The 22,307-nt window shown below is 43.2% G+C and carries 23 protein-coding genes and 1 tRNA gene; 13 read left to right on the forward strand and 11 right to left on the reverse strand.

From position 1 onward, the window contains the following. Nucleotides 1-58: 58 nt before the first annotated feature. Complete coding sequence (locus tag QXT17_RS00005; protein ID WP_020962862.1) at nt 59-961, reverse strand: hypothetical protein; 903 nt, start codon at nt 959-961, stop codon at nt 59-61. Nucleotides 962-1,041: 80 nt separating this feature from the next. On the opposite strand from QXT17_RS00005, the gene cysS reads away from it, so the two are divergent. The 3 genes from cysS to QXT17_RS00020 all read left to right on the forward strand — a co-directional run bounded on the left by cysS (nt 1,042) and on the right by QXT17_RS00020 (nt 4,322). Beyond that, a complete protein-coding gene (gene cysS / locus QXT17_RS00010) occupies nt 1,042-2,466 on the forward strand; it encodes a cysteine--tRNA ligase (RefSeq protein WP_342814419.1) in 1,425 nt (474 codons plus the stop codon). Nucleotides 2,467-2,486: 20 nt separating this feature from the next. Next, nucleotides 2,487-2,834 (forward strand): AbrB/MazE/SpoVT family DNA-binding domain-containing protein, encoded by a 348-nt coding sequence (locus QXT17_RS00015; RefSeq protein WP_240366724.1) that lies wholly within the window; start codon nt 2,487-2,489, stop codon nt 2,832-2,834. A 288-nt stretch (nt 2,835-3,122) separates the two neighbouring features. Further along, nucleotides 3,123-4,322: an MFS transporter gene (locus tag QXT17_RS00020; RefSeq protein WP_187147002.1), complete on the forward strand. Its 1,200-nt coding sequence runs from the start codon at nt 3,123-3,125 to the stop codon at nt 4,320-4,322. A 36-nt stretch (nt 4,323-4,358) separates the two neighbouring features. On the opposite strand, the gene QXT17_RS00025 is transcribed toward QXT17_RS00020, so the two are convergent. Further along, nucleotides 4,359-5,318 (reverse strand): ROK family protein, encoded by a 960-nt coding sequence (locus tag QXT17_RS00025; RefSeq protein WP_020962858.1) that lies wholly within the window; start codon nt 5,316-5,318, stop codon nt 4,359-4,361. Between the two features lie 226 nt (nt 5,319-5,544). On the opposite strand from QXT17_RS00025, the gene QXT17_RS00030 reads away from it, so the two are divergent. Then, complete coding sequence (locus tag QXT17_RS00030; RefSeq protein ID WP_020962857.1) at nt 5,545-6,003, forward strand: hypothetical protein; 459 nt, start codon at nt 5,545-5,547, stop codon at nt 6,001-6,003. A 100-nt stretch (nt 6,004-6,103) separates the two neighbouring features. After that, nucleotides 6,104-6,625: a hypothetical protein gene (locus tag QXT17_RS00035; RefSeq protein ID WP_148682104.1), complete on the forward strand. Its 522-nt coding sequence runs from the start codon at nt 6,104-6,106 to the stop codon at nt 6,623-6,625. 4 nt (nt 6,626-6,629) lie between these two features. Here QXT17_RS00035 and QXT17_RS00040 read toward each other — a convergent pair whose 3' ends face one another. Together QXT17_RS00040 and QXT17_RS00045 are read right to left on the reverse strand one after the other, a co-directional pair. Further along, entirely contained in the window at nt 6,630-7,889 is a 1,260-nt protein-coding gene (locus QXT17_RS00040) for a Glu/Leu/Phe/Val dehydrogenase (protein ID WP_052885669.1), read from the reverse strand. Nucleotides 7,890-8,130: 241 nt separating this feature from the next. Continuing rightward, nucleotides 8,131-8,298, reverse strand: a complete 168-nt coding sequence (locus tag QXT17_RS00045; protein ID WP_020962854.1) for a hypothetical protein — start codon at nt 8,296-8,298, stop codon at nt 8,131-8,133. 96 nt (nt 8,299-8,394) lie between these two features. On the opposite strand from QXT17_RS00045, the gene QXT17_RS00050 reads away from it, so the two are divergent. The 5 genes from QXT17_RS00050 to QXT17_RS00070 all read left to right on the forward strand — a co-directional run bounded on the left by QXT17_RS00050 (nt 8,395) and on the right by QXT17_RS00070 (nt 11,453). Further along, complete coding sequence (locus tag QXT17_RS00050; RefSeq protein WP_020962853.1) at nt 8,395-8,736, forward strand: hypothetical protein; 342 nt, start codon at nt 8,395-8,397, stop codon at nt 8,734-8,736. A 162-nt stretch (nt 8,737-8,898) separates the two neighbouring features. Further along, nucleotides 8,899-9,642 (forward strand): DUF2208 domain-containing protein, encoded by a 744-nt coding sequence (locus QXT17_RS00055; RefSeq protein WP_020962852.1) that lies wholly within the window; start codon nt 8,899-8,901, stop codon nt 9,640-9,642. A 67-nt stretch (nt 9,643-9,709) separates the two neighbouring features. After that, nucleotides 9,710-9,786, forward strand: a tRNA-Gly gene (locus QXT17_RS00060). 68 nt (nt 9,787-9,854) lie between these two features. Continuing rightward, the gene (locus QXT17_RS00065) at nt 9,855-10,148 is read left to right on the forward strand and encodes a helix-turn-helix domain-containing protein (protein ID WP_148682103.1); all 294 of its coding nucleotides are present in this window, start codon (nt 9,855-9,857) and stop codon (nt 10,146-10,148) included. Nucleotides 10,149-10,214: 66 nt separating this feature from the next. Further along, entirely contained in the window at nt 10,215-11,453 is a 1,239-nt protein-coding gene (locus tag QXT17_RS00070; RefSeq protein WP_342782994.1) for a nicotinate phosphoribosyltransferase, read from the forward strand. Here QXT17_RS00070 and QXT17_RS00075 read toward each other — a convergent pair. Beyond that, nucleotides 11,450-11,914 carry a DUF123 domain-containing protein gene (locus tag QXT17_RS00075; RefSeq protein WP_148682102.1) on the reverse strand — a complete coding sequence of 155 codons (465 nt, stop codon included), beginning with the start codon at nt 11,912-11,914 and terminating at the stop codon, nt 11,450-11,452. The two genes, QXT17_RS00070 and QXT17_RS00075, sit on opposite strands and share 4 nt — an antisense overlap. 86 nt (nt 11,915-12,000) lie before the next feature. On the opposite strand from QXT17_RS00075, the gene QXT17_RS00080 reads away from it, so the two are divergent. Further along, nucleotides 12,001-13,719, forward strand: a complete 1,719-nt coding sequence (locus QXT17_RS00080; protein WP_342782995.1) for a 2-oxoacid:acceptor oxidoreductase subunit alpha — start codon at nt 12,001-12,003, stop codon at nt 13,717-13,719. 4 nt (nt 13,720-13,723) lie between these two features. Then, nucleotides 13,724-14,566 (forward strand): thiamine pyrophosphate-dependent enzyme, encoded by an 843-nt coding sequence (locus tag QXT17_RS00085; RefSeq protein ID WP_288004855.1) that lies wholly within the window; start codon nt 13,724-13,726, stop codon nt 14,564-14,566. A gap of 4 nt (nt 14,567-14,570) precedes the next feature. On the opposite strand, the gene QXT17_RS00090 is transcribed toward QXT17_RS00085, so the two are convergent. The 3 genes from QXT17_RS00090 to twy1 are packed head-to-tail and all read right to left on the reverse strand — an operon-like array spanning nt 14,571 to nt 17,128. Further along, nucleotides 14,571-15,263, reverse strand: coding sequence for a hypothetical protein (locus QXT17_RS00090; RefSeq protein ID WP_273027082.1), 693 nt, complete (start codon nt 15,261-15,263; stop codon nt 14,571-14,573). A gap of 38 nt (nt 15,264-15,301) precedes the next feature. Further along, entirely contained in the window at nt 15,302-16,045 is a 744-nt protein-coding gene (gene nucS, locus QXT17_RS00095) for an endonuclease NucS (RefSeq protein ID WP_342782996.1), read from the reverse strand. A gap of 18 nt (nt 16,046-16,063) precedes the next feature. Next, nucleotides 16,064-17,128, reverse strand: coding sequence for a 4-demethylwyosine synthase TYW1 (twy1, locus tag QXT17_RS00100; RefSeq protein ID WP_342782997.1), 1,065 nt, complete (start codon nt 17,126-17,128; stop codon nt 16,064-16,066). Between the two features lie 141 nt (nt 17,129-17,269). Between twy1 and QXT17_RS00105 the strand changes: the two genes are divergently transcribed. After that, a complete protein-coding gene (locus QXT17_RS00105; RefSeq protein ID WP_342782998.1) occupies nt 17,270-19,111 on the forward strand; it encodes an MFS transporter in 1,842 nt (613 codons plus the stop codon). A 19-nt stretch (nt 19,112-19,130) separates the two neighbouring features. Here QXT17_RS00105 and QXT17_RS00110 read toward each other — a convergent pair whose 3' ends face one another. From QXT17_RS00110 to QXT17_RS00120, 3 genes are read right to left on the reverse strand one after another with little or no spacing between them, the layout of a single operon-like run. After that, nucleotides 19,131-19,934, reverse strand: a complete 804-nt coding sequence (locus QXT17_RS00110; protein WP_342782999.1) for an anaerobic ribonucleoside-triphosphate reductase activating protein — start codon at nt 19,932-19,934, stop codon at nt 19,131-19,133. Continuing rightward, nucleotides 19,931-22,018: a ferrous iron transport protein B gene (feoB, locus tag QXT17_RS00115; RefSeq protein ID WP_020962841.1), complete on the reverse strand. Its 2,088-nt coding sequence runs from the start codon at nt 22,016-22,018 to the stop codon at nt 19,931-19,933. The genes QXT17_RS00110 and feoB overlap by 4 nt, the downstream gene beginning before the upstream one ends. Next, complete coding sequence (locus QXT17_RS00120) at nt 22,011-22,256, reverse strand: FeoA family protein (RefSeq protein WP_240366722.1); 246 nt, start codon at nt 22,254-22,256, stop codon at nt 22,011-22,013. The genes feoB and QXT17_RS00120 overlap by 8 nt, the downstream gene beginning before the upstream one ends. Nucleotides 22,257-22,307: the final 51 nt, after the last annotated feature.

Consider the following 22,307-nt stretch of genomic DNA (forward strand, 5'->3'; position numbering starts at 1 on the left):
AAAATCATTGAGGAAGGGCCTGCGAGCAAAATACTGGATTCTCCCTCAACTGAAAGAGTTAAGGCTTTCCTAAAATTGATAAGGAAATAAGGAGGCTTCTGTAGAATTTGTAGAGGTCTGTTTTTCCTTTGAATCCGTATCTACGAAGTTGTAGGCTGTAAAAAGTCCATGAGTGTTCAACTAGGAGATCCATCTTTTTGTATAACTTGGGCCTTTTTTCCCTGAATTTAGCTTCTTCCTCTATCCAGCTTTGTGGATCGTCTTTTATTTTGATCCTGGTGTAGGCCTCTTGGATGTTAAGCTTGGCAAGATTCTTTGCAACTTCCTCTATGTTTAGAGAATAAAGCGAGGCAAGTGTCAACAATAATATTGTAAGGGGTCCGGGGCCGAATTTCTCATACAGGCCACAAAGAGATAGATATGAAAATAGATTATGGTCTGGGGCTTCCTTTATTAGAGAGACATCGTGGTTTACTACCTGTGTTTTAGGGTCCTGGAGAGCATTTTCTAGAAAAGCTGGAGTAGTCAAGAATACTGGAGACACTGTGTGTCGCATCAGCCAAACGGGGTTTACTGGGTCGAAGAAAAGAGTTAGTTTTGTCGCCTCTGTGCACATTGCTGGGACTGTTGCAATGATTAGTGGCCGTAGGTCTGGGGGCTTGTTTTCGTAGACTATTTCGCGAAGGTTTTTGTGTGGCAGTCTAGGTAGCGAGAGTATTTTTGCCGTGTTTATAGCGGATAAACCGCCTATAGCAATGATGCTCGGGCTACCCCGGCTATGTATTTCTTTGTGGATTTCTTCGAGGGCTTTTATGTCTGGCTTTTCGATTTTGTATTGGTTTTTGGCAGAGATTTTTCCGGCATAAGGTTCTCCTGAGTCATCTATGATGACGACTGCATTGTCTAGTTTTAGCTGGTCTAGGCGTAGCTCCTTGGAGACCTTTATAATGGCTTTGTCCATTGTAGGTTTCAAACGAATGGAAAAGGTAAAGTATTTTTGCATGTAGCTATAAGCATTCTTGTCTAACGGTGGTTCCTATTGTGTTGCGGGTCTATAACACATTGACAAGGACGCTGGAAGGCTTTGAGCCTTTTGAGCCTGGCAAGGTTTCCATGTATGTTTGTGGCCCAACGGTATACGATTTTTCCCATGTTGGTCATGCGAGGACATACGTTGCTTTCGACGTTGTTAAGCGGTATCTCAGGCTGAAGGGCCACGATGTTGTACATGTACAGAACATTACGGATATAGATGACAAGATAATAAACAGGGCGCGGGACGAGGGGAGGGACTGGCGGGAAATAGTCGATGAGTACACGTCTGACTATTTAGACGCACTCAACAAGCTACGAGTCTTTGTAGACATGCACCCACGCGTGACAGAGCATATCTCCGACATCATTGAATTTGTACAGAAGCTGATCGCCTCTGGACATGCCTATGTAGCTCCCAGCGGAAGCGTCTATTTTGACGTAGACACCTATGACGACTATGGCAGGCTGAGCGGGCGCCTAGACAAGAAAATGTGGACCCAGGAGGAGTTCGCCACCGAGAAAAAGAACCCCTACGACTTTGCACTTTGGAAGGCCAGAAAGCCGGGCGAGCCGTACTGGGACTCCCCTTGGGGCCCAGGAAGACCCGGCTGGCACATAGAGTGCAGCGTGATGTCTTCACGCTACCTTGGCCAGAGGTTCGAGATACATGGCGGCGGGAGCGACCTTATTTTCCCCCACCACGAGAACGAGAGGGCCCAGAGCGAGTCACTGTTTGGCGTGAGACCTTGGGTAAAATACTGGATGCATACGGGCATGCTCCAAGTCGGGGGAGAAAAGATGAGTAAGAGCTTGAAAAACATTGTACCGCTTCGCGACCTCTTCAGGGAGTACGACCCCCTAGTTGTTAGGCTGTGGCTCGCGTCTGCCCACTACAGAACAATCCTCGAGTTTTCGGACGAAGTTCTCAGGCAGGCCCAAAGCAATCTGCAGCGCTTGAAGTCCTCTGTGGCTCTTTTGAAGAAGCTTTCCCGCGAGGTCGAGATCCCTGGACGCGTCTCGGACTACGAGATCGAGGTTCTAAAGGAGATGTCAACGCTACGGAGAGACTTCTACGAAAACATGGATGATGATTTCAACGCGAGTGGGGCATTCGCCTCGGTCATGAAGCTTTCGGGGCTAGTTTTTTCCAAGATTTCCTCAAAGCCAAGCTACCTACTAGTGTACAGGGCGCTATCCCTGTTTGAGGAGTTCAACCGTGTACTCGGAGTTTTAGACGAAGACCTTGGTCTAGGCGCTGTGGAGATGCTCCCCTTCGACGAGGTTGTCGACCTAATTGTCGAGGTTAGGGCTAAGCTACGTGAAGAGAAGAACTACGAGCTTGCGGACTACATTAGGAATAGGCTCAGCTCCTTAGGAATACAGCTAATGGACTATGGGGACAAAACAAAGTGGCTACTTGCCAGTAAGTGACACGTGACAAAGTAAAATATATGTCTGGCTTTTTTGACATAATTATTGGTTCTCCTAAGAGGATGAAAGTTCCCACACAGATTAACCTAAATATTCTTTCTCCAACTATTTTAGTTATGAGGAAGATTAAAGAATTAAAAGTAGGGCGAAAGGGTCAAATAGTAATACCCAAAGAGTTAAGGGAAGAATTCAATATTAAGGAGGGAGGGATAATTTTAGTAAAAAAGGCGGATGGAAAAATCCTTCTTATCCCTAAACCAGAAGACCCAGTTGATTTTTTGCTCCAAATAGCCCAAAAAGTTAAACTTAGAGACCTAAGAAGGGAAATAAAGGAATTTAGAAGAGACACGAAACGTGATCTGTCTTGACAGCTAATAATATTTTAGATTTTTTCTGAAGAAAAGAGATAGAGTAAAGAAGGCTAAGAAATATTTGAGAAAGCAAAGAGGAAAAAGTGATGTTATCTCCACAGTTTTAAATGAATTAATTATCATGGTAAGAGAACTTCTCATCGCAATTAAGATAAGCTCATCCAAGCTGGAATTGCAAAAATGCTTACTTTGAAGAACTAAGAAAAGAAATAGGAGACTCTTGTGAACTATTATCTTATGAATCTCGAAAAGTTAATAATCCTTATTAGTCGAAATTTCAATTGCATGAAGTTTATTCATGCAAGAAAACCTGCGATTATATTGTTGTTTTATATAGTTCTTACTAGTTTTGGTGCTTCTCTTTTTAGGCCTTTCTTCTCCTTGTATTTTATAAGACTTGGCGGAACTCCCTTTATGCTTGGAATCCTTGGATCTCTTTCCTCTTTTATAATACTTTGCCTGAATTTCTTTGGAGGCTATTTTACAGATAAGTATGGGAACTGGCTGGTTCTAGGGGTTTTACTTATAGTAACTCACTTTTTTGTGGCGCTCTATGCTGTGGCGTGGGATTGGAGGGTTTTATTTTTGTTTGTTTTGCTTGCAACTGTTTTTAGTTTCTATGGCCCAGCTCGTGATTCTCTTATGGCTTCGGTTTTTAAGGAAAAAGAAAGAGCTATTGGTTATCAACTTATGGAGGTTGCTCGGAGGATCGTTAAGCTTGTTTCTCCGTTAATTGCTGGGGTACTTATAAGCATATTTGGTATTCTTGTTGGCGTAAGGATTGGAATGGTTATCGCAGGAACATTTGGGATAATATCGGGAGTTTTGATCCTGTTGTTTATGAGGGAAGAGCGGAAAGTTTCTCAAAATGCTAAGCTTGACAGGACAAGTGCTCAGTTTTTTGGAGCATACTTGAATTTAATTAGAAGTATTGATAGGAGAATTATTCTGCTTATCCTTTTGGGGAGCATAATAATTTTTGTCTTCGCAATGGCTAGTCCTTTCTTGGTCATATACTCTACAGAGATTGCAAAGGTTAGTGAGCTTGAGTATGGTCTTATTCTGACAGTATCCAACATATGTATCACCTTTTTCGTATTGCCTCTTTCCGGGTTCATCATTAGAATGCTTGGAGAGATCAATTGTATTATTATCTCTTCTTTTGTTATCACATTATCTATGATGCTTTTTCTTTTACAGCCAAATTTAATGGTTTTATTAGTTGCCTATGTTCTTCTAGAAACATCTGTAAACTTCTACGAACCCTCACTTTTTTCGTTTTGGACCCGCAGTATTAGAGACATAGATAGGGGAAAATTCTCATCAATTGTTTCACTGATTGAAGGGGCTACCATCATAGCGCCTCTTCTGGGTGGAGAATTGTATAGTATCAGCCCTGTTTTTCTATTTATCGCAGGAGCTATTCTTGGAGTTATAGCATTTGCATCTTTGTGTATTTTTAAATTTGCATGCCAAGTTAAATAAGAGAATAAAAACCAGGTATTTTTCTGTCGATAGATGTCATCTTAGTGGAACCTTTGGTTCTTTTCCTAGCCCTAGTGCTAGGGCTCCCATTATGCCTATTTTGTCTCCTAGGGGTGTTAGAATTATTTTTGGCACCGTGTTTACTGTGTAGTTTTCTACTTCTTTCTCTATGTTTGCGAGTAGTATGTCTGAGTTGTTTAGCGCGACTGAGCCGCCGATGGTTATTATTTCTGGGTCATACGCGTTGGTTATTGCAGCGAAGCCGTAAGCATTGTATCTTTTTACTCCTTGTATCACGAGCCTGGCAAAGCTATCGCTGTTTCTATACGCATCGAAGATGTCTTTGGCTGCTAGTGTTTCCTTGTCTCTGAGGATGCTTTGGTTCCATAGATCAGGATGTCTCTTTGAAAGTAGCTTTGCGTATTTTGGTATACCGGTGCCGGAGCAGTATGCTTCCCAGTGTCCCTTTTTTCCACAGCCACAGGTTATTTCTTCGTTTGAGTCTACTACTATGTGTCCTATTTCATGTGCGTTTCCCTGTTTGCCTAGCAATAGTGTGTCGTCGACGTATACTCCTCCCCCTATGCCCGTGCTTATCGTTACATAAACGAGGTTTCGGTGGCCTCTTCCAGCTCCGAAGAATTTTTCGCCCACAGCGGCTGTGACTGCGTCATTTGTAAATGCTATCTTTTTGCCGGTTAGGTTTTTGAGGACGCGGACTATTTCGAGCCTCTGGAAGGGTAGATTTACGCTTTTTATGACTTCTCCTTTTTCCATGTCTATGGGTCCCGGGGATCCTACGCCTATGCCTACTATGTCTACATTGTGTTTTTGTGTAAAGGTTTTTGCTAGTCTTGCTATGTGTTCTAGGTATTGGTCTGGGTTGGAAAAGCTTCTCGTTGGGAAGACTTCGATTTCCAATATTTCTCCTTCCTCGTTTCCGAGGGCGACGCGTGTCTGGGTGGCCCCTATATCTACTGCTACAGCATATTTCATTTTGCTCGATGTAGATGTCTATTGGAAGTTATTTTTGTCTTTTGTGTAACTTCAGGAATTACTTTTTGTTTTGTAATAATAGAGAAGAGATTAAAGAAAAATTCAATTACTCTGAACGGAAATACTATGCGTGGGATGATGATGGTTAAAAGAGGGCATTTACATGTGGCCGTGCCATCGCGCCTGACCCCTTACCTTGTAATTGTCGCTTTGCTGGGGGAGAGTAATGAATAGGGATAGTATCCACATGGTCTTAGTTTTTCTGAGCCTTGGCTTGGCACTGGTCTCTATTTTTCTGGCTGTTAGGGTTGTGCTCCTGCTTCAGGATACCTCTAGAACTCTGGATTACCTGGCTGGGCAAATAAAAAAGGTCGACGCTATGGATAACCTTAATTCATCAGCTATGTATAAGCCTATCCATGTGACTCTTTGTGTAAATGCTTCCGGTTTCTCATGTTTCAGGGAAGTTTATGTTGGGGGCGTGACTGTTTTATCGGTTATTTCCAGGCATTACCCAGTAGTTGTTAGGAGTAACGGATCGGCGGTAAAAATTATTGGAATAGTCGGCGAAGACTGTAGTGGAGAATGGCGCGTCTATAACGGTGAAGGTAAAGAGGTAGAAGACCTTCTAATACAGATTTACGATGACACTACTCTGTACGTTAAATGCTTGGGTAGATGCTAGCTACATAAATGTTTTAAATATTATTGAGCTTTTTTAGCCTGTGCACCGGCACCTCTGGTTGGGTATCGTCTTGATGTTCCTTTTACTTGGGGGTTTTGTATTGGCCAATGTAAATGTCCAAACTCATAAGGGCGACACCAATCTTCAAGGATATACACAACTCTGGGTGACTGTATCCCCGCAGAAGCTGAACTTGACAAGCAATGTTGGTGTTGTCTCTATTTTTGTAGCTAACCTTGGTCCAGGGGTTGCTGAGAACACCTATGTGAGCCTCTCAGCCACTGGTTGTTCACTTCTATCCACGGATGGAGAGAGATGGGGTAGGAATCTCACATTCTTTCTGGGCAACATGCCTGTTCGTTATACGAAAACTCTTTCAGTGATTGTTCGCTGTAACGGCACCATAGGTTCCATAATTGTGACAGCATTGTCGGACAACTGTGACCCAGTTATGGCAAGCATTGATGTTCAGCTCGCTACCAATAGCCCGAGCGTCAGTACACAGCTTCCAATAACGAACCTTATCGTGACAGCAACGATTGTCTTGGCCTTGATATTTCTAGGGGTTTACTTGGTTAGGAGAAGAAATGAAAAAAGGAAAAGAAAGAAAAAGACCAAATAATTTTTTAGATCCAGCCCCTGAGCTTCATTGCCGTTACTACTCTTTCTACTGCGATCGCATATGCCGCAATTCTCATTGGATACTCGTGGAATCTTTTCTGCCACTCGTTGTAGACGCTACCGAAGTTCTCGACCATTTTCTTTTCTAGCCTTGAAAGCGCCTCTTCCTCAGTGAGCCAGTTGCCCATCCTGTTGTTTGCCCACTCTATCCAGGACATGACTACGCCTCCAGCGTTTGCAAGGATATCTGGGATTACGATTGCGTCTTTCTTCCTTAGTATCTCGTCTGCCTCGGGGGTTGTTGGACCATTTGCGCCTTCGCTTATGATTTTGGCTTTTATTCTGGGTGCATTGTCCTTTGTTATGACGTTTTCGACGGCTGCTGGGACAAGTATGTCTACGTCCAGCTCGAGTATTTCTTCATTGGTAATCTTTTTCTTGTAGTCCTTGTAGTTTGTGACGCTACCTGTTTGCTCCTTGATCTTGATAAGTTCTTCAACGTTTATTCCGTTGGGGTTGTATATGCCACCCTTACTGTCTGTGACTGCTACAACCTTTGCTCCCCATTCACTGAGGTATTTTGCAGCATAGATTCCTACGTTTCCGAAACCTTGGACAGCTACAGTTTTGTTTTCTACGCCTCCCCAGACCTTTTTAGCCGCTTCTCTAGCAACGATTGCGACGCCTAGCCCTGTGCTTACGACTCTTGCGTATAGTCCACCGATTTCCTTTGGCTTGGCTGTCACCACTCCCCACGCATTGTAGCCGACTATCTTGCTGTACTCGTCCATGTACCATGCCATGGTTTGTGGATTCGTGTACACATCTGGTGCTGGTATATCCACGTCTTCTCCAACAATCCTCGACAAGGCCGCGAAATACTTTCGAGAAAGCTCTTCGAGTTCTCTTGGGGAAAGCTCCTTTGGATTAACCTTTACTCCTCCCTTGCCACCACCGTAAGGTATGCCTGCAAGAGAGTTCTTCCACGTCATCCACATTGACAACGCGACAACCTCGCCTTCTGTAACGTTCTCGTGGTACCTTATTCCACCTTTGTAGGGCCCTAAAGCACTGTTGTGCTGGCTTCTCCAGCCGTGGAATACAGCTATTTTACCGTTGTCTAGTTTTACTGGTATCTTTACGTGTAATAACCTTTCTGGGTGCCTAAGAACCTCGACAACATCGTCCGGTAGGTTGAGGATCTTGGCGCTTTGCTTCAGCTGTTGTACAGCCATTTGGTATACAGGGTCGTTTTCGTATGTCATTTTCTCGCCGTTAATAAATAGTGCAAAGTAATATTTAAGCATAAAGCTTTTATAGACCATTGTCCTTATTTGCATCTTTTTATAAGCTTTACTCAACAAGTGTAAAAAAATTCTTTACAGAAAGCTGTAGACTCATAGGAGTCTATTGGAGAAATGTAAAAACAGAAGCTGTGCTGTAAAAGGTATTACGGGGAGAAAAACGGTATAAATAATGCTTATTTAGCAAATTTGTTTTGAGCCTTTAGAATTCCTCCTCTTCTTCCTCCTCTTCTTCCCACTCTTCCTCCTCTTCGGGGAATTCTTCTTCCTCTTCCTCGAATTCCTCCCACTCTTCCTCCTCTTCTTCTTCCCATTCCTCCTCTTCTTCAGGGAATTCTTCCTCTTCTTCTAGCCAGGCTGTTTTTTTCATAGTCTTTCATTTTGGTCTGTAAAAAACATGTATTAAAACTTATCTTTGGGGATACAAATGAGAAACTTTATAGGGCTTTAAAACGATTACAGACAAGTGAGTGCCCCAGAAATTGTAGAGGAATTTGTAGTGGATGCCGACAGTCTCCGAGAAAAGCTGATGAAAATGGGTGTAAATAGTATTGTGATTGCAAAAAATGATGAAATAAAGTACAAGTATCCCCGGGACTTTAACGCCGAGGAACTGGTATACAAAGTGAAAACATTACTCTATCTTTTGGGCCAAGAGAACCAGAGCTTCTTTGTCAAGCCTTCTAACGAAGTAATCTTTGTTTTTAGAGCTGATGATGCATTAGTGATATTCGCCGGAGACTTAGACGAAAAATTCGAGGAAGAATATTCTTTTGTTGCAAGGCTCTTTCTAAGTGAAATAGCATAGGGAAGCTAGGCCCAATCGTTATGCAATAAATACATTAGAATTGGAAACCATACATCAAGTATTATCTGGCATAGATACATAAGAAGAAGACTGTGGACTTTCTTAAGGGGAAAACATCGGTGGATTTATAAGTTGTCTTTTGGTTTATGCAGAGGAGTGGGTATGAATAGGGCGTTGCTACTTCAATACTTGATTGGACTTGTATTGCTGGTTGTTTTTGCTTTTCTGAATGCTAATTTTCCCCAGTATACTTCATGGATCTTTTTGCTGTACTTCATTGCTTTGATGTCTATAATGTTTGTTTTGATGGGAAAGCAGACACAGACGCTTCTCAAAGACCTCGACGAGATTAAGAAGGGAGAGACGCTTTACAAATCTAACATGGAAGAAGTCGTGAAGCTTAGAGAGAGAGACCTCCAGAATACACAGCCGGAATTGATGGGACAGTTTAAAGCTACCCTTGTACCATTCTTTTCACTCCTTGTTTTTATATTTGTTTTCTATATTCCACAGGTAAGGGATTTCTTTTTCCAGGCAGGCAGAATGTTTGCGCCTGTAGACACGAAAATGGCTAGTTTCTTTGAATACCTCTTTCTGTATGGATTCTTCTATGTTATTTCTCTAATAAGTGGACTTTATACGAGACGGCTGCAGGCAAAGACTGGGACACTTGTCATAGCTACAAACTATGTTGTTACATCAAAGGGTGTAATAGTTGATGAACGAATGCCTATAAAGTTTCCATTAAAAGGCAACATAGTTGTTGATTCCCGGAGAAAGTTCGTAGAACTTGAAACAGTCCAACAGGTTATGGGCTCTACAGTGAAGCAACGTATAAGGCTGTATGCCTCTGAACCAAGCAAGCTGGCTAACCTCTTAAAAACATATGGTGCAACTACAAAGTAGCAGAACTGCTTGAAAAACCATGGAAAGCTTTTTAAGAAGCCCGTTTTCTTTTATTTTGGTCATTGTGGCGGCCGTAGTCTAGTCTGGTAGGATGGCGGCCTGCCACGCCGCAGAACCCGGGTTCAAATCCCGGCGGCCGCACCACTGTTTTGATTCTTAGGAAAAATTATTTATCGAGCCCCAAGTCTTAAACTTGCATCAAGGTGCATAAAATGCCGCCCAAAGTGCTAACGATTCGTGAGGCTCTTAAGCATCCACTGCGTAGAAAAATCATAGCCTATTTGCTCGAAAATCCAGGATCCTCTGTTAGACAGCTTTCCAGGGGGCTAGGCATAAGTGTTGGCTCTTTGTCTGGCCACCTCGTCATTTTAGAGAGGGTAGGCCTGATATTGGAGCAACGACGGTCAAAGAGGCTGGAACTGTTTGTAAACAGTGAAGTATTTCTGACTATAAAAGAGGAGTTTAAAGGAGCCGGAAACCTCGAAAGTAGTGTCGCGGAAGTATAAAGTATTCTGTTCACGATTATTTTGCTTCGAAAAGATTTAAGTGAAGGGTTGCCTCTATTTCACTTTGTGAATGGAAAGATGTCTGGATGGGATGAGAGATTTATTTATGCAACTTTTGACGAGGTTAGAAGCGGGCTAACTACCGACGTATATTTTTCAAGGACGAGAAAGGTTCTAGAAAAATATGGTCTACTTGATACAGTTGTCCACATGGAGGTGACTACTAGTAAGTTGCCTAATGACTATGAGTGGGGAGTTTATGCTGGGCTACGTGAAGTTCTAAAGCTACTGGAAGGTAGAAATGTCACGGTGAGGTCTCTCCCCGAGGGTACAATTTTCCACGCAAAGGATTTCTACGGCTACAAAGTTCCTGTATTGACAGTTGAGGGTCCCTATGGCGAATTCTTGGAGCTTGAAACGCCATTGCTGGGCTTTCTTGCCTCTGCTTCTGGCATAGCAACAAAGGCGGCTCGCGTTAAGAAGGCTGCCGGGGAAAAACTAGTATTGTCGTTTGGAGCTAGAAGACAGCATCCCGCGCTTGCGCCCTTTATCGAATATTATGCATATGTTGGTGGTGCAGACGCTGTTTCAGCGATTCTTGGAGCAGAGGCTTTGGGAATAAGGGCTACGGGGACGATGCCGCATAGTCTCCTAATTATATTTCGCGGTGTTTATGGAGACCACACGCTTGCATGGAAAGCCTACGACGAGGTGATAGAGAAGGACGTCAACAGAGTAGCACTAGTAGACACTTTTTACGACGAAACAGAAGAAGCACTCATGGCGGCTAAACTATTGGGTCCGAAACTTTGGGGGGTAAGGCTAGACACTCCGGGTAGCAGGAGGGGAAATTTCGAGGAAATAATTAGAGAGGTCCGATGGAAGCTTGACATAAATGGCTATAATCACGTAAAGATAGTTGTTTCAGGTGGTATAGATGAAGAAAATATCCCTGCGCTTGCCAGGGCTGGCGCAGACGCTTTTGGAGTTGGAGCCGCTATCTCTACCGCCCAGCCAGTAGATTTCGCTATGGATATCACGGCTATGAAGATTAAAGGTGAATGGAGACCTATAGCTAAGAGAGGGAAACTCTCGGGTCGAAAACAAGTATATCGCTGTGATGAATGCCTGGCTGATGTTGTTGCTCCAAGTGATACACAAGCTCCCAGGTGTCCCAAGTGTGGCAAACCCATGCGGCCGCTCCTTGAGACATATGTTGAGGATGGTAAGCCCGTAAAAAAAGTCGAAGATCCACACAGCGTGAGAAAATACGTATTGGAACAGCTTAAGAAGGTAGAACTCTAGATAGAGACTGACATCACTACAGGTAAAAGTCCTGCCTCTTTAAAGCTAGTTATCGCTGTTTGTAAACATTTTTCCAATTCGCTGTTGCATCTTAGAAGATGTGAGAAACATTTGTATTTGCAGTCTGAGGAGCCGAAACCTCTTGCTATGTGTGTAGCTCCAAGCCTCTCAAGAACAGGAACCAAAACGCACTCCGGCTTTTCCGTCTCAGCGTAAACTACATGTGTAACAATAGATGCTTGGTTGGTCAAGAGATAGTCTATGTGCCAGTGAAGCTTTTTCGCTCCTCTAAGGTGCCTGTTTATCCTTGCTCTTAGCCCTCCAGGACCTTTGGCTGACCCAACATAATAATATATTCCTCTGGGTATCATCCACTCCTTTCCAGTTTTTAAATAAATTTTTACGTCTTCCATGACATTTATCATTAACAAATATATGCCCCTACGATTCGGTATAGACATCTTGATTGTTATATTTGGAGAAAAATATTTATTATTTTGCAAGAAGTTTTTAGCTAGGACTTTACATAGTTAAAGCTGGGATTAGTGTGGAAACTTCAAAAAATTTAAGTGTCTTGATAGCGGGACCAGCTGGCGCAGGAATTTTCAGCTCAAGCGTAACCCTTGGAAAGATGTTTCTTCGTCACGGCTTGAATGTTTTCATTACAAATGAATACCCATCTTTGATCAGGGGTGGACACCAGTGGGCACAAGTTAGAGCCTCTCTTGAGGAAACAGTGTTTTCACACCAGAAAAAAGTGGACATTGTTTTAGCTTTGGATAAGCCTTCTATTGAGAAACACACTGCTAGCCTTAAAACGAATGGAATCATTATTTGTGATGAAGAAGATGCCAGTAGCTTGGCGAAAAATAATGTACAAATAAGGGCCTTTCCCCTAAGGAAAATAGTAAAGGAAATGAATGCGCCCAGCGTAGCTATAAACTCTATCGGGCTAGGAATAATTGTAGGGATTCTCAATGGAAATATAGAGATAGCAGAGAAGCTTTACGATGAGCAATTTAGAGGCAAAAAAGAGACTGCAGATCTCAACAAACAGCTTTTCAAAATGGGCTATGAGTACGGTAAAGAATTGAGCAACAGCTTTCAAGGCTACAAGCTACCTCAACAAGCGATATATTCAGGTAAAGAGAAAAGGCTCCTGATAGATGGCAATACTGCAGTTGCTCTCGGAGCGTTATCAGCTGGATTAACATTCTTCGCATCCTATCCCATGACCCCCGCCTCCCCTATCCTGCATTTCTTGGCAGAGATCCAGAAAGAGGTTGGAATAGTTGTTTTTCAGCCCGAAAGCGAGATTGCCGCTATCAATATGGCTATTGGTGCGGCTTATGCGGGTGCAAGGTCTATGGTTGCGACAAGCGGCGGAGGCTTCTCGTTGATGGTTGAAGCATTAGGACAGGCGGCAATGACAGAGACACCGATACTTATAGTCGAGGTGCAGAGACCCGGTCCCTCAACAGGACTCCCAACGCACACGGCGCAGGGAGACCTAAGATTTGTGATTCATGCATCCCAGGGAGAATTCCCGAGGGTAGTGCTGGCGCCTGGGGACCCATATCAAGCATACGTGTTAGCCAACAGGGGACTTAACATTGCTTGGAAATACCAGGTCCCCGTAATTCTATTGTCAGACAAGTATCTTGGAGAAAGTTACTGGACGGTACCAGACTTTCCAGAGTTGGGCATAGAGGAGCCGAAAATCTCCAGAGAAAATGTAGGGGGGTTCTTTCCAAGATATAAGATAACAGAGGACGGTGTTTCCCCCTTGGTTTTCCCAGGAACACCTGGATCCCTCGTCTATGCAAATACAAGTGAACACGACGAGTATGGATTTGGCACGATAGAGCCTTCAAAGGTAAAGGAGATGCAGGACAAAAGATTGAGAAAATATAGACTCCTCCGCGAGGAGGCAGAAAAACATGGCATTGAAACCATTGGGGATGGAGACATTGTTGTTGTGACTTGGGGATCCACAAAACAAGTTGTGCTCGAGGCTCTAAAGGGTGTAAGCGGGGTAAAACTTGTCCAAGTGATTTGGATGGAGCCCTTCCCAAAGAATAAATTACTCTCTGAAATTAAAGATAAAAGGCTTTTAGTTATCGAGAATAACTCTACTGGGCAACTTGCTTCTCTTATTAGGGAGAACCTATTTAGGGAGCCTGATGGCTTGCTCTTGAAATATGATGGTCGCCAATTTTTCCCAGAAGACATCCAGCTCTGGATAAACTCTTATCTCGAGAGGTGAGAGCATGGATCCATCCATCTTTGATACAGGAAAAAGACCTGTCTGGTGTCCAGGATGTGGTAACTATTCTATCCTCTTAGCGCTTAGAAAGGCGCTTGCAGAGCTAGAAATTAACCCTGAAAGAGTGGTGATTGTCACAGGTATTGGTTGCCATGGACGCATGAGCGAGTACATGAAAACTAACACTTTTCATACTATTCATGGACGTGTATTGCCTCTGGCTACAGGCATCAAGCTAGCCAACCCGGATCTCCTCGTGATAGGCCATAGCGGCGATGGAGACGCCTATGCAATCGGTATGGGGCATTTCCCCCATGCTGCTAGACGCAACATAGACATCAAGCTTATTGTGCACGACAACATGATATTCGGGCTTACTACGGGACAGGTTACCCCGACGACTCCTATAGGCGTTAAAACACGTTCTACGCCTTTTGGCAACTTTGAACAGCCATTAAACCCCATTTTGCTCGCGCTTGCAAGTGGCGCAACGTTTGTTGCACGAGGGTTTAGCGGAGAAGTCGAACACTTAAAGGAGTTATTTAAAGAGGCAATAAAGCATCGTGGATTCGCCTTTATCGATGTGTTACAGCCATGTGTAACCTTCTACAATACCTATACTATTCTCCGGCAAAAGGTCTACAAGCTTGAGGACACTGGACATGACCCTACAGACTTTGAAAGAGCCGTTAAGCTTGCCTCTGAAACCGAAAGGATACCTATAGGAATATTCTACCGCATAAATAGACCGATTCTGGAGGACGCCTTCCTACACGCTATGAATCCTCCTCCTGCCCTTAGACAAAAGCCCGCAGATATAAGAAAGATTCTGGAAAGGTTCAGGTAGAGAGCTAGCCAGGGGGCTCAGCTAGCGGGATTATTTTTTCAACTATGTATGAAACAAACTCGCTCTGAGAGAGCTGTGTATAAGCAATGACTGTTCCTGAGGCGCTTATCCCGAATACACCGACTTCGTCGCGGTATAGGATGTATTTTATCTTTATGCTTTTTTCTTTCTCGCCTCTAGGTAGAACTGATGCCAGGTTTCTGCCAAAATATACCGTGGTTTTTATTTCTTCCTCACTGCTTGTGCTCTCATAAACTATCTGTTTCACTTCAACGTTTTCTGACCTGTAGATTTTGCTTAGAGCCTGTGAGGGTATAACTAACCTGTATATCACGTCTGGTTTTTTAAACAATTCTTCAGACAATATGTCTGCCAGTTTTTCTGCTTCCTTTTTTCTAGAAAAAACTACTAGATAGAGATCGGCGCCAACTTGTATGAAGCTAAGCGGAGTTCTTCTCGTCACTGGTAGTTTTAATATATCTTCATTTATCTTGACTGCTGAAACGAAGGAGTCGGAAACAATTAATGAAAGAGAATTTTGGCTTTTTTCCATGTTTTCGATCTTTAGGCCTAGCTGAAACTTTTTTCCAAGAAATTCTATCTCCGACCTAAATAGAGAGAACTTGCTGAGCTGACTGGCCAGCTTCTCCAGGTCAGCATCTGTGTCTACGCCAAATAAAGTTGCTGGATATGCCACTGTCTGCCCTCTATTTTTTGTTTTTCTAAATAATTAAGCTAACTGGTAAAAAAGCTTGGAAGACTGCGTTTCTGTTTTAAGATTTTTCTAGCATGTTGAAGGCTTACTTCTCGGTATTCCAGCCCTTCTCTTTTTAGAGCCACTAGTGCAGACTGGGTAAATCTTGGAGCTACGAGAATTGCTCGGACTAATACGTTTGATCCTCCCTCCTTTCTTATTTTGTCTACGTATCTTTTAAGTTGATAAACAGCTGAAACATCTGCCGTCTTCTTCTTAACCTCTACTACTACTAGGTTTCCGTTTTTGTCCCTGAAAACTATGTCCGCATATCCGGCCGAGCCCAGCGAGAACTCGGAGCCGACGAGTTGAAGCTCTTCTCCCAGCATTCCTGCGGGGTCAAGTATGATTGCTTGTTTCAAGTCTTCTTCGTCGCCCCACATTTGGAACTCGGCTTGGTCTTCTAGCCTAGAAGAGTAAAAATGTTTGAGTTCTTTTATTTCGATGACCATTTTCTCGTGGATTCTGGGCCTCAGTATATTTAGTTTAATAATTCCTCTATCTTCTTCTATCGTGACAATACTTCCAGGGGGCTGATAGTTTACAGGCTCGTATCCAAATGGTCTATGAACTATGACTGCACCGTCCTCTTTTATTATGATTATTCTTTCTCCTTCACTGAGCTTGGAGGATGCTCTCCCCTCATAGAAGATACTACACTTTGCAACAAGAATTATAGTTTCTTTTCTGTACAGAGCTTGCCGGAGCTCTTCGATCATTGCCATTTAATGAGACTCTTCTCTCTAGTAATATAAAAGCTTATAGCCGTGCTCCTCCATATTAAAGTCTTCTACTTTGCTTTTCCAGTTCTCATCGAGCTTAGAGACCTTCTGTTTCCATTCCTCAACCATCTTTAGATTTGTTTCCCATGCATCTTCATCGCGAACAAGCATGACTACCCTGCTTTTATCATCTTTCACTTTAATCTTGTACCCAGTTATTTCCTGGATCTTCTCCGCAAATTTTTCTAGCTCGTCTAGAGTAGGCATAGCTGTTATAGGTAATCTCTTCTGGCTTTCTCCTACCCATGTATATCCCTTGAGTTCTACAAACATGGGATTAGCTTTTTTGATAAGAGACGCGTACCCCTCTGGTTCAACCATATTGAGGTCTCGAACCATCGTGAGTCTAATAACTGTCCTGCTCTTCTTAAATTGATCTAACAATTCGAGGCTGGTCAAAACGTTTTCCCATGCATTTGGAATCTTTGGGTTGGCTGTGGCCTGGAATACTTCCTTATTTGGACCGTATAGGCTAAGATAGAGGTTTGTTGGGTGGGCGTCTTTCTTCAACATTTCTTTGAGCCGCATTGGAATAGAGCCATTTGTTACGAGAAACGTTGTAAAGTTTCTTTCATTTATCCTCTTGATGAGGTCTGGAAGCTTTGGGTAGAGAAGTGGTTCTCCGTCGAGGCTTATCGTGAAATGTCTGGGGAACATTGCTTCAAGAAACCTCTCTTTGGTAACCTTTGGGTTGCCCTTGAAGCCTATCAATAGAAGCCTCTGTGCAATAATTGAGCCATTGATTATGTCTTCTGGTTCGTCCCACCTCCAGCCATTGGGGATCTTGAATCGCCCTGGAAGATGCATCCTCCAGCAGAACTTACATGCAAAATCGCAGAAATTAAGGACAGGGGTCATTTGGAGGCATCTATGGCTCTGTATGCCGTACCAGCTTTTGTAGCAAAGTCTCTCCCCTCTAATTGCAGACCTAGTCCATCTGCAGATAGCTACGGCGCTGTGGTTTCCCACTAGCTTGTAGCCTGCCCTTAGATATCGTGCAACTTCCATTCTTTGTGTAGACTCCATTACTCTCTTTTACCTAGATGTTCTGCATTAATAAAACCTTTTTGTCGAAAAATGATTCTATAAGGATATCACTCTTTATAGAGAATATAGAAAAATAGATTTATATAGAAAAACATGAGAGTCAGATTAGGGGGCTAGGCCTTGAGCAAGGAAAACATTGCGATACTCATTGTGTTACTAACAGAAATACTTATAGGTACGGCGACTGGAGTACAAAGAACTATTCTCAGCGTTTCCTCTCAAAAATCACTTGGAGAGATAAGTTTCCTTTTTCCAATAATTTCCTTCGGTTTTTTTAAAGCTTCCTTTGATCTCATGGCTGGTTTCTATGCAAACAAGAGGGGCAGGAAGAGCTCCCTTACACTTGGAACAGTTATCTATCTATTCGGCTCCATACTAATAGCTGTACTACCACCTCCATTTAATTTCCTAGCTGGAAACATGTTTATCGGGGCAGGAGAAGGATTAGTTTTTGCAACGAGTGCTATAGCTATTAGAGACATCCTTGGACTTGAACGTTCATCTCTTAGTTTCGGGTACATTGAGAGTGCTTGTTATTTTGGATACTCTATAGGAGCATTTGCAGGTGGTCTAGTATTCAACTCTGGCGGACTAGGAGCAAGCCTACTTGTCATTGTTGTATCTGCAATTTTTGGTCTTCTGGCTGCGCTAAACTCGCATGAGACACAAAAATACACTGAAATCGAGAAGAAAAAATACTCAATGAACATAAGGACAGGAGAGACAATAAAAATGCTTCTAAGAAATCCTAGTACTCTTGCAGCACTTATCGCTGCACACATGACTAAAGTTGCTGACACAGTTGTGTGGGGAGTTGTCCCATTGTACATGGTCCGCAGAGGCATGGAAGTTTACCAGGCAGGATTTGCACAGTCTATCCTTCTCATTGTGTGGTCTGCAACTATGCCGTTCTGGAGCTCGCTCTCAGACAGAGTTGGTAGACGCGTAATAGCGACACTAGGCCTAATGCTTGACGCTTTTCTGCTTATAGCTTTGCCGAGCGCCCAAAGATTTCCAGAGATACTCCTGATAGTACTCGTTATGGGTTTAAGCTATGCAATGTTTTACCCAGTTCTTCCCTCTCCAATAGCAGATCTGACGCCGCCGGCTGAGAGAGAAATAGCTATTGGCTTTTATAGAATGATTAGAGACTCTGGGTATGCGACTGGAGCTCTACTGGGAACATTGTTCTTGTCAATATCTCCCTCATCCCTCGAAGAAGTGTTTATTAACTTTGGAAGCATTCTAGCTATAACGGCTGCAGGCTTCTCAATAATATTCCGCGAAACTAGACCCACATGGCCTTTCCTGGACCTGACAATTAAACATGTTGAAGTAATACGTGGAATACTGGATTATCAGCATAAAATGGTTGAAGCGGCATTTAGAGGCGACCTTTCTGGAGTAACTGAGGGGATTGGAAAAATAAAAGAAATGGAGAGAGAGGCCGACAAGATTAAGAGAGAAATCATATGGAAGATCTACTCGGGGGTTTTCCCGCAGTCCAGCAGGATGGATTTTGAAAGACTTGTCGAAGAAATAGATAAAGTCGCTGGCGCGATAATTGAGTGCAACGAGCGATTCCTCTGGATAAAATTCACCGACAAAATACAGGTGCTTAAGCCTGTCTTGCTTGATATGGTGGATAATACTCGTGAATTAGCGGATAAACTAATTGAAAACTTACGTATGCTTAGTCTATCTCCCCTCTACGCCGTGAGGGCCACCATGGATATAGATGTTGGCGAAAGGAAAGTTGACGAGTTAAGGATAAAAGCAATATACTTGATTAGAGAAATGCTTGATAAGGGAGAAATAGATCTACTGAGCGCCCTCAACATGATGGAGATAGTGAACCTTCTAGAGCTTACGAGCGACGACTTCCAAGACGCGGCAGACATTATCAGGATCATTTCCTATAAGCATGCCGCTATCCCACCTGAACGCATCACGATAGAGTAAGCAAAAAATTGAAAACAACTTATCGTATTCTTACGTTTCCGTCCTCAATGGTCCTATACCATATTTCTACGTTGTCCGGAAACACTTTTGCTACTCTCTCAGCGGTTTGCTTGACTAGTTCTCGTGGCGTCTTCTTTTTATTTCTATATTCATCCGGGACGCCCTCATAGGGTATGAACTGTTGAACCACATATGCTATTCTCGGGGCCTTCAGGTCTAGATTTGCAAGTTCTCTCGAAATCGTTTCTATGTCGCTTGGAGAGAGGAGGTCTGGCACGAGTAGAGTACGAAGCTCCAAAAACTCGGTGTTTTGAGAAGTCAGCATGATACCTTCCCTAACCCTTTCTACAATTTTCTCGGCTATTTTTGTTTGCAGGCCTGCTACCCTAGCGTATAGTGCCGCGTCGCTGAGCGGGGCCTTAACATCTATAGCAACGTGGTCGATTTTTACATGTGAAAATATGTATTGGAGAGCTTCTGGGAGAGACGCGTTGGTGTCCAAGCTTAGTTTGAGGCCCGTTTCCTCCTTTATTTTGAGGTAGAGAGTTACTAGGCTTCTGTACTGCAGGGTTGGCTCGCCTCCCGTGACGTGGAAATAGTCTACAAAGTTTCTTGCTTCCCGTACATGTGAGACTATTTCTCCTATGGGTACTACTTTTTTCTCGTATCCTCTAGCGAGCCTGCTATTGCTACACCATGGACACTTGAAATTACAGTAGGACAGCCACAGCGTAAAAGAGACACTCTCTAATACATCTACAAGGCTTGTTTCTTTCCATCCACCAATTATTAACTGCGAGCCAGAGGGTTGGATATGCATCATGGCATCAATAAGGTAAAAATTTTGAAAGCTATAAAAGCTGATACATAGGCCAAGAATAGCTCTGTCAGTATGAGTAAAACAGTGTACTTAGCGCTTTTTACCTGGGAATAGAAGGCGCTAAGAGTTGCAACGCAGGGAGTGTATAAGTTGATGAAAAGCATAAAGGAAACTATTTGGGGCAACGTAATGTTTAACGTAGCTAGAGCGACTTGCGGAGTATCCTTCCCAGTGGCAATCAACAGTGTCGAAGCTATGCTTTCCTTAGCTAGGAAGCCGCTTAGAAGAGAAAGAGCCACCTCCCATCTATCAAGCCCGATGGGCGTCAAGATAGGTGTGATAAGGTTGCTTATACTGTATGCATATGATCCCTCGACGCTTGAAACGATCCCGCTTGGTCCGAGCATTAGTAGAAGAGACATTAATGTTGAAATAGCAAAAATTATTATGCCCGCCTTTTTAAGAAAATGTAGCGTATTGTCCCAAGCATACCACCATATCACCCTTAGACTTGGAAGATGATACGGTGGCAACTCGATAATAAGCTGTGGTTCTTCTCGTGTCTTTTCCATGTACCGGCTTATAAGGTATCCTAGAATGCCGACAAGGATAAACGAATACAGATAGATGAAGAGAAGAAGCAGACCTGCTATAACCGGGTTGGGTATAAGAGATAATAGCATTAAGAGAACTACTAGTCTTGCCTGGCACGGAATGAGGGGGGCCAGAAAGGATGCCAAGAATTTTTCTCTGTCAGTACTAAGTATTTTTGTCCCCATCACTGCGGGGACGTTGCATCCAAATCCCAAGAGGAGAGGCATTAGAGCTTTCCCTGAGAGCCCAAACTTTACCATGGTTTCGTGGTAAACAGCGGCAAGCCTTGACATAATTCCTGTGTCCTCTAGAAAGCCGAAAGCGATAAACACCAAGAAAATTAACGGCAGAAAAGATAGTACCGCCCCCACGCCGGCAAAGGCTCCATCCACAATTATGGAGATAAGCCAGTCAGGTAGTTGTAGCGCTATTAGAAACGTTCTAAGTTGCTCGCTTAATACATTAAATGCAAATGCCACGATACCACTCAAACTATAGTTTTCCAAAAATTCTGCAACTGCGCTTAGTCCCAGCGCCTCTGCGATTTGTTTTATTGGAAAACCAGTATTTACGGTAAGTACAAGCCCTATAAGAAAAGCCAAAATAATGAAAAGTGTAAGCTGGCCTATCAGCGGTTTAAGAAGAATATTGTCTAGTTTCTCGGTTAGTGGCGGCGTGGCAAGCTTACCCTTGTAGATGACTTGGTCGATAACCTTTGAAATAAATTCATAGCGACTACTCGCTACAATAAGGTCTGGGCTTTTTCCAAATTGCTCCATTATTTGTTTTCTACTCTTTAGGGCCTCACTGTAGAGTTCTGGACACTTCTCCTGCATAATGGCGTCAATATGCTTGTCTCCCTCCACTAGCTTCAGAGCTAGCCATCTTCTAGGAAAAATGGAACTCGCCTCGCAGGATTCTAGTGTTTTCTCGAAGTGAGATATGTAATAGTCTATTATCCCATAAGATAGACTGGGACCTCTAACATGATAGGTGCCGCGAGCAACATTTATTATTGCTTCTATTGCCTCATGCAGACCAGAACGATGAAGAGCGGACACAGCGACTACGGGTACTCCGAGCAGGCTGGAAAGTTTTTCGATGTGGATATGTATACCCATTTTTTCTGCCACATCTATCTTGTTTACCAAGATAACTATGCGACTCGTTAGTTCAAGCGCTTGGACAGCCAGATACAGGGTTGTCTCCAGCGCGATAGCATTTACAACTACCACTACTACATCTGGTTTCTCGTGTATAATGTAGTCTCTAGCTATTTCCTCCTCCTCTGATTGAGCACTTAAACTATAGGTGCCTGGAAGATCAACGATCCTTATTTTTATCCCATGGTGTTCAAGCTCCCCCTCGTAGCGGTCGACAGTTTTTCCAGGCCAGTTCCCCACGAACCTATGTGCACCTACAAGAGTATTGAAAAGAGTGCTTTTCCCAACATTAGGGGCACCCAAGAGTGCAACCCTGACAACATTATTCATGGCTTAACACCTCGACTATAACCTTCATAGCTAGACCTTTACCTATGGCTATTCTTGTCCCATTTTTCTCTAAAACCGTTGGCCCAGCACTGTTAAAAACAACCTTTACCTCTGATCCTGGAACTATCCCCATCTCGTATAGACGCCTAATGCTGCCATAACCTCCACTTACATCTATGACTTTTACTATGCTACCAGGAGGAACATATGCCAGAGCAGTTCTTTTTGACATCGTCATTAGTAATACCAATAATCAAAAATTCCCAAGAATTTAAACATTTTTTATTCT

It is taken from the genome of Thermofilum sp. (assembly GCF_038871435.1).
GTDB lineage: Archaea > Thermoproteota > Thermoprotei > Thermofilales > Thermofilaceae > Thermofilum > Thermofilum adornatum.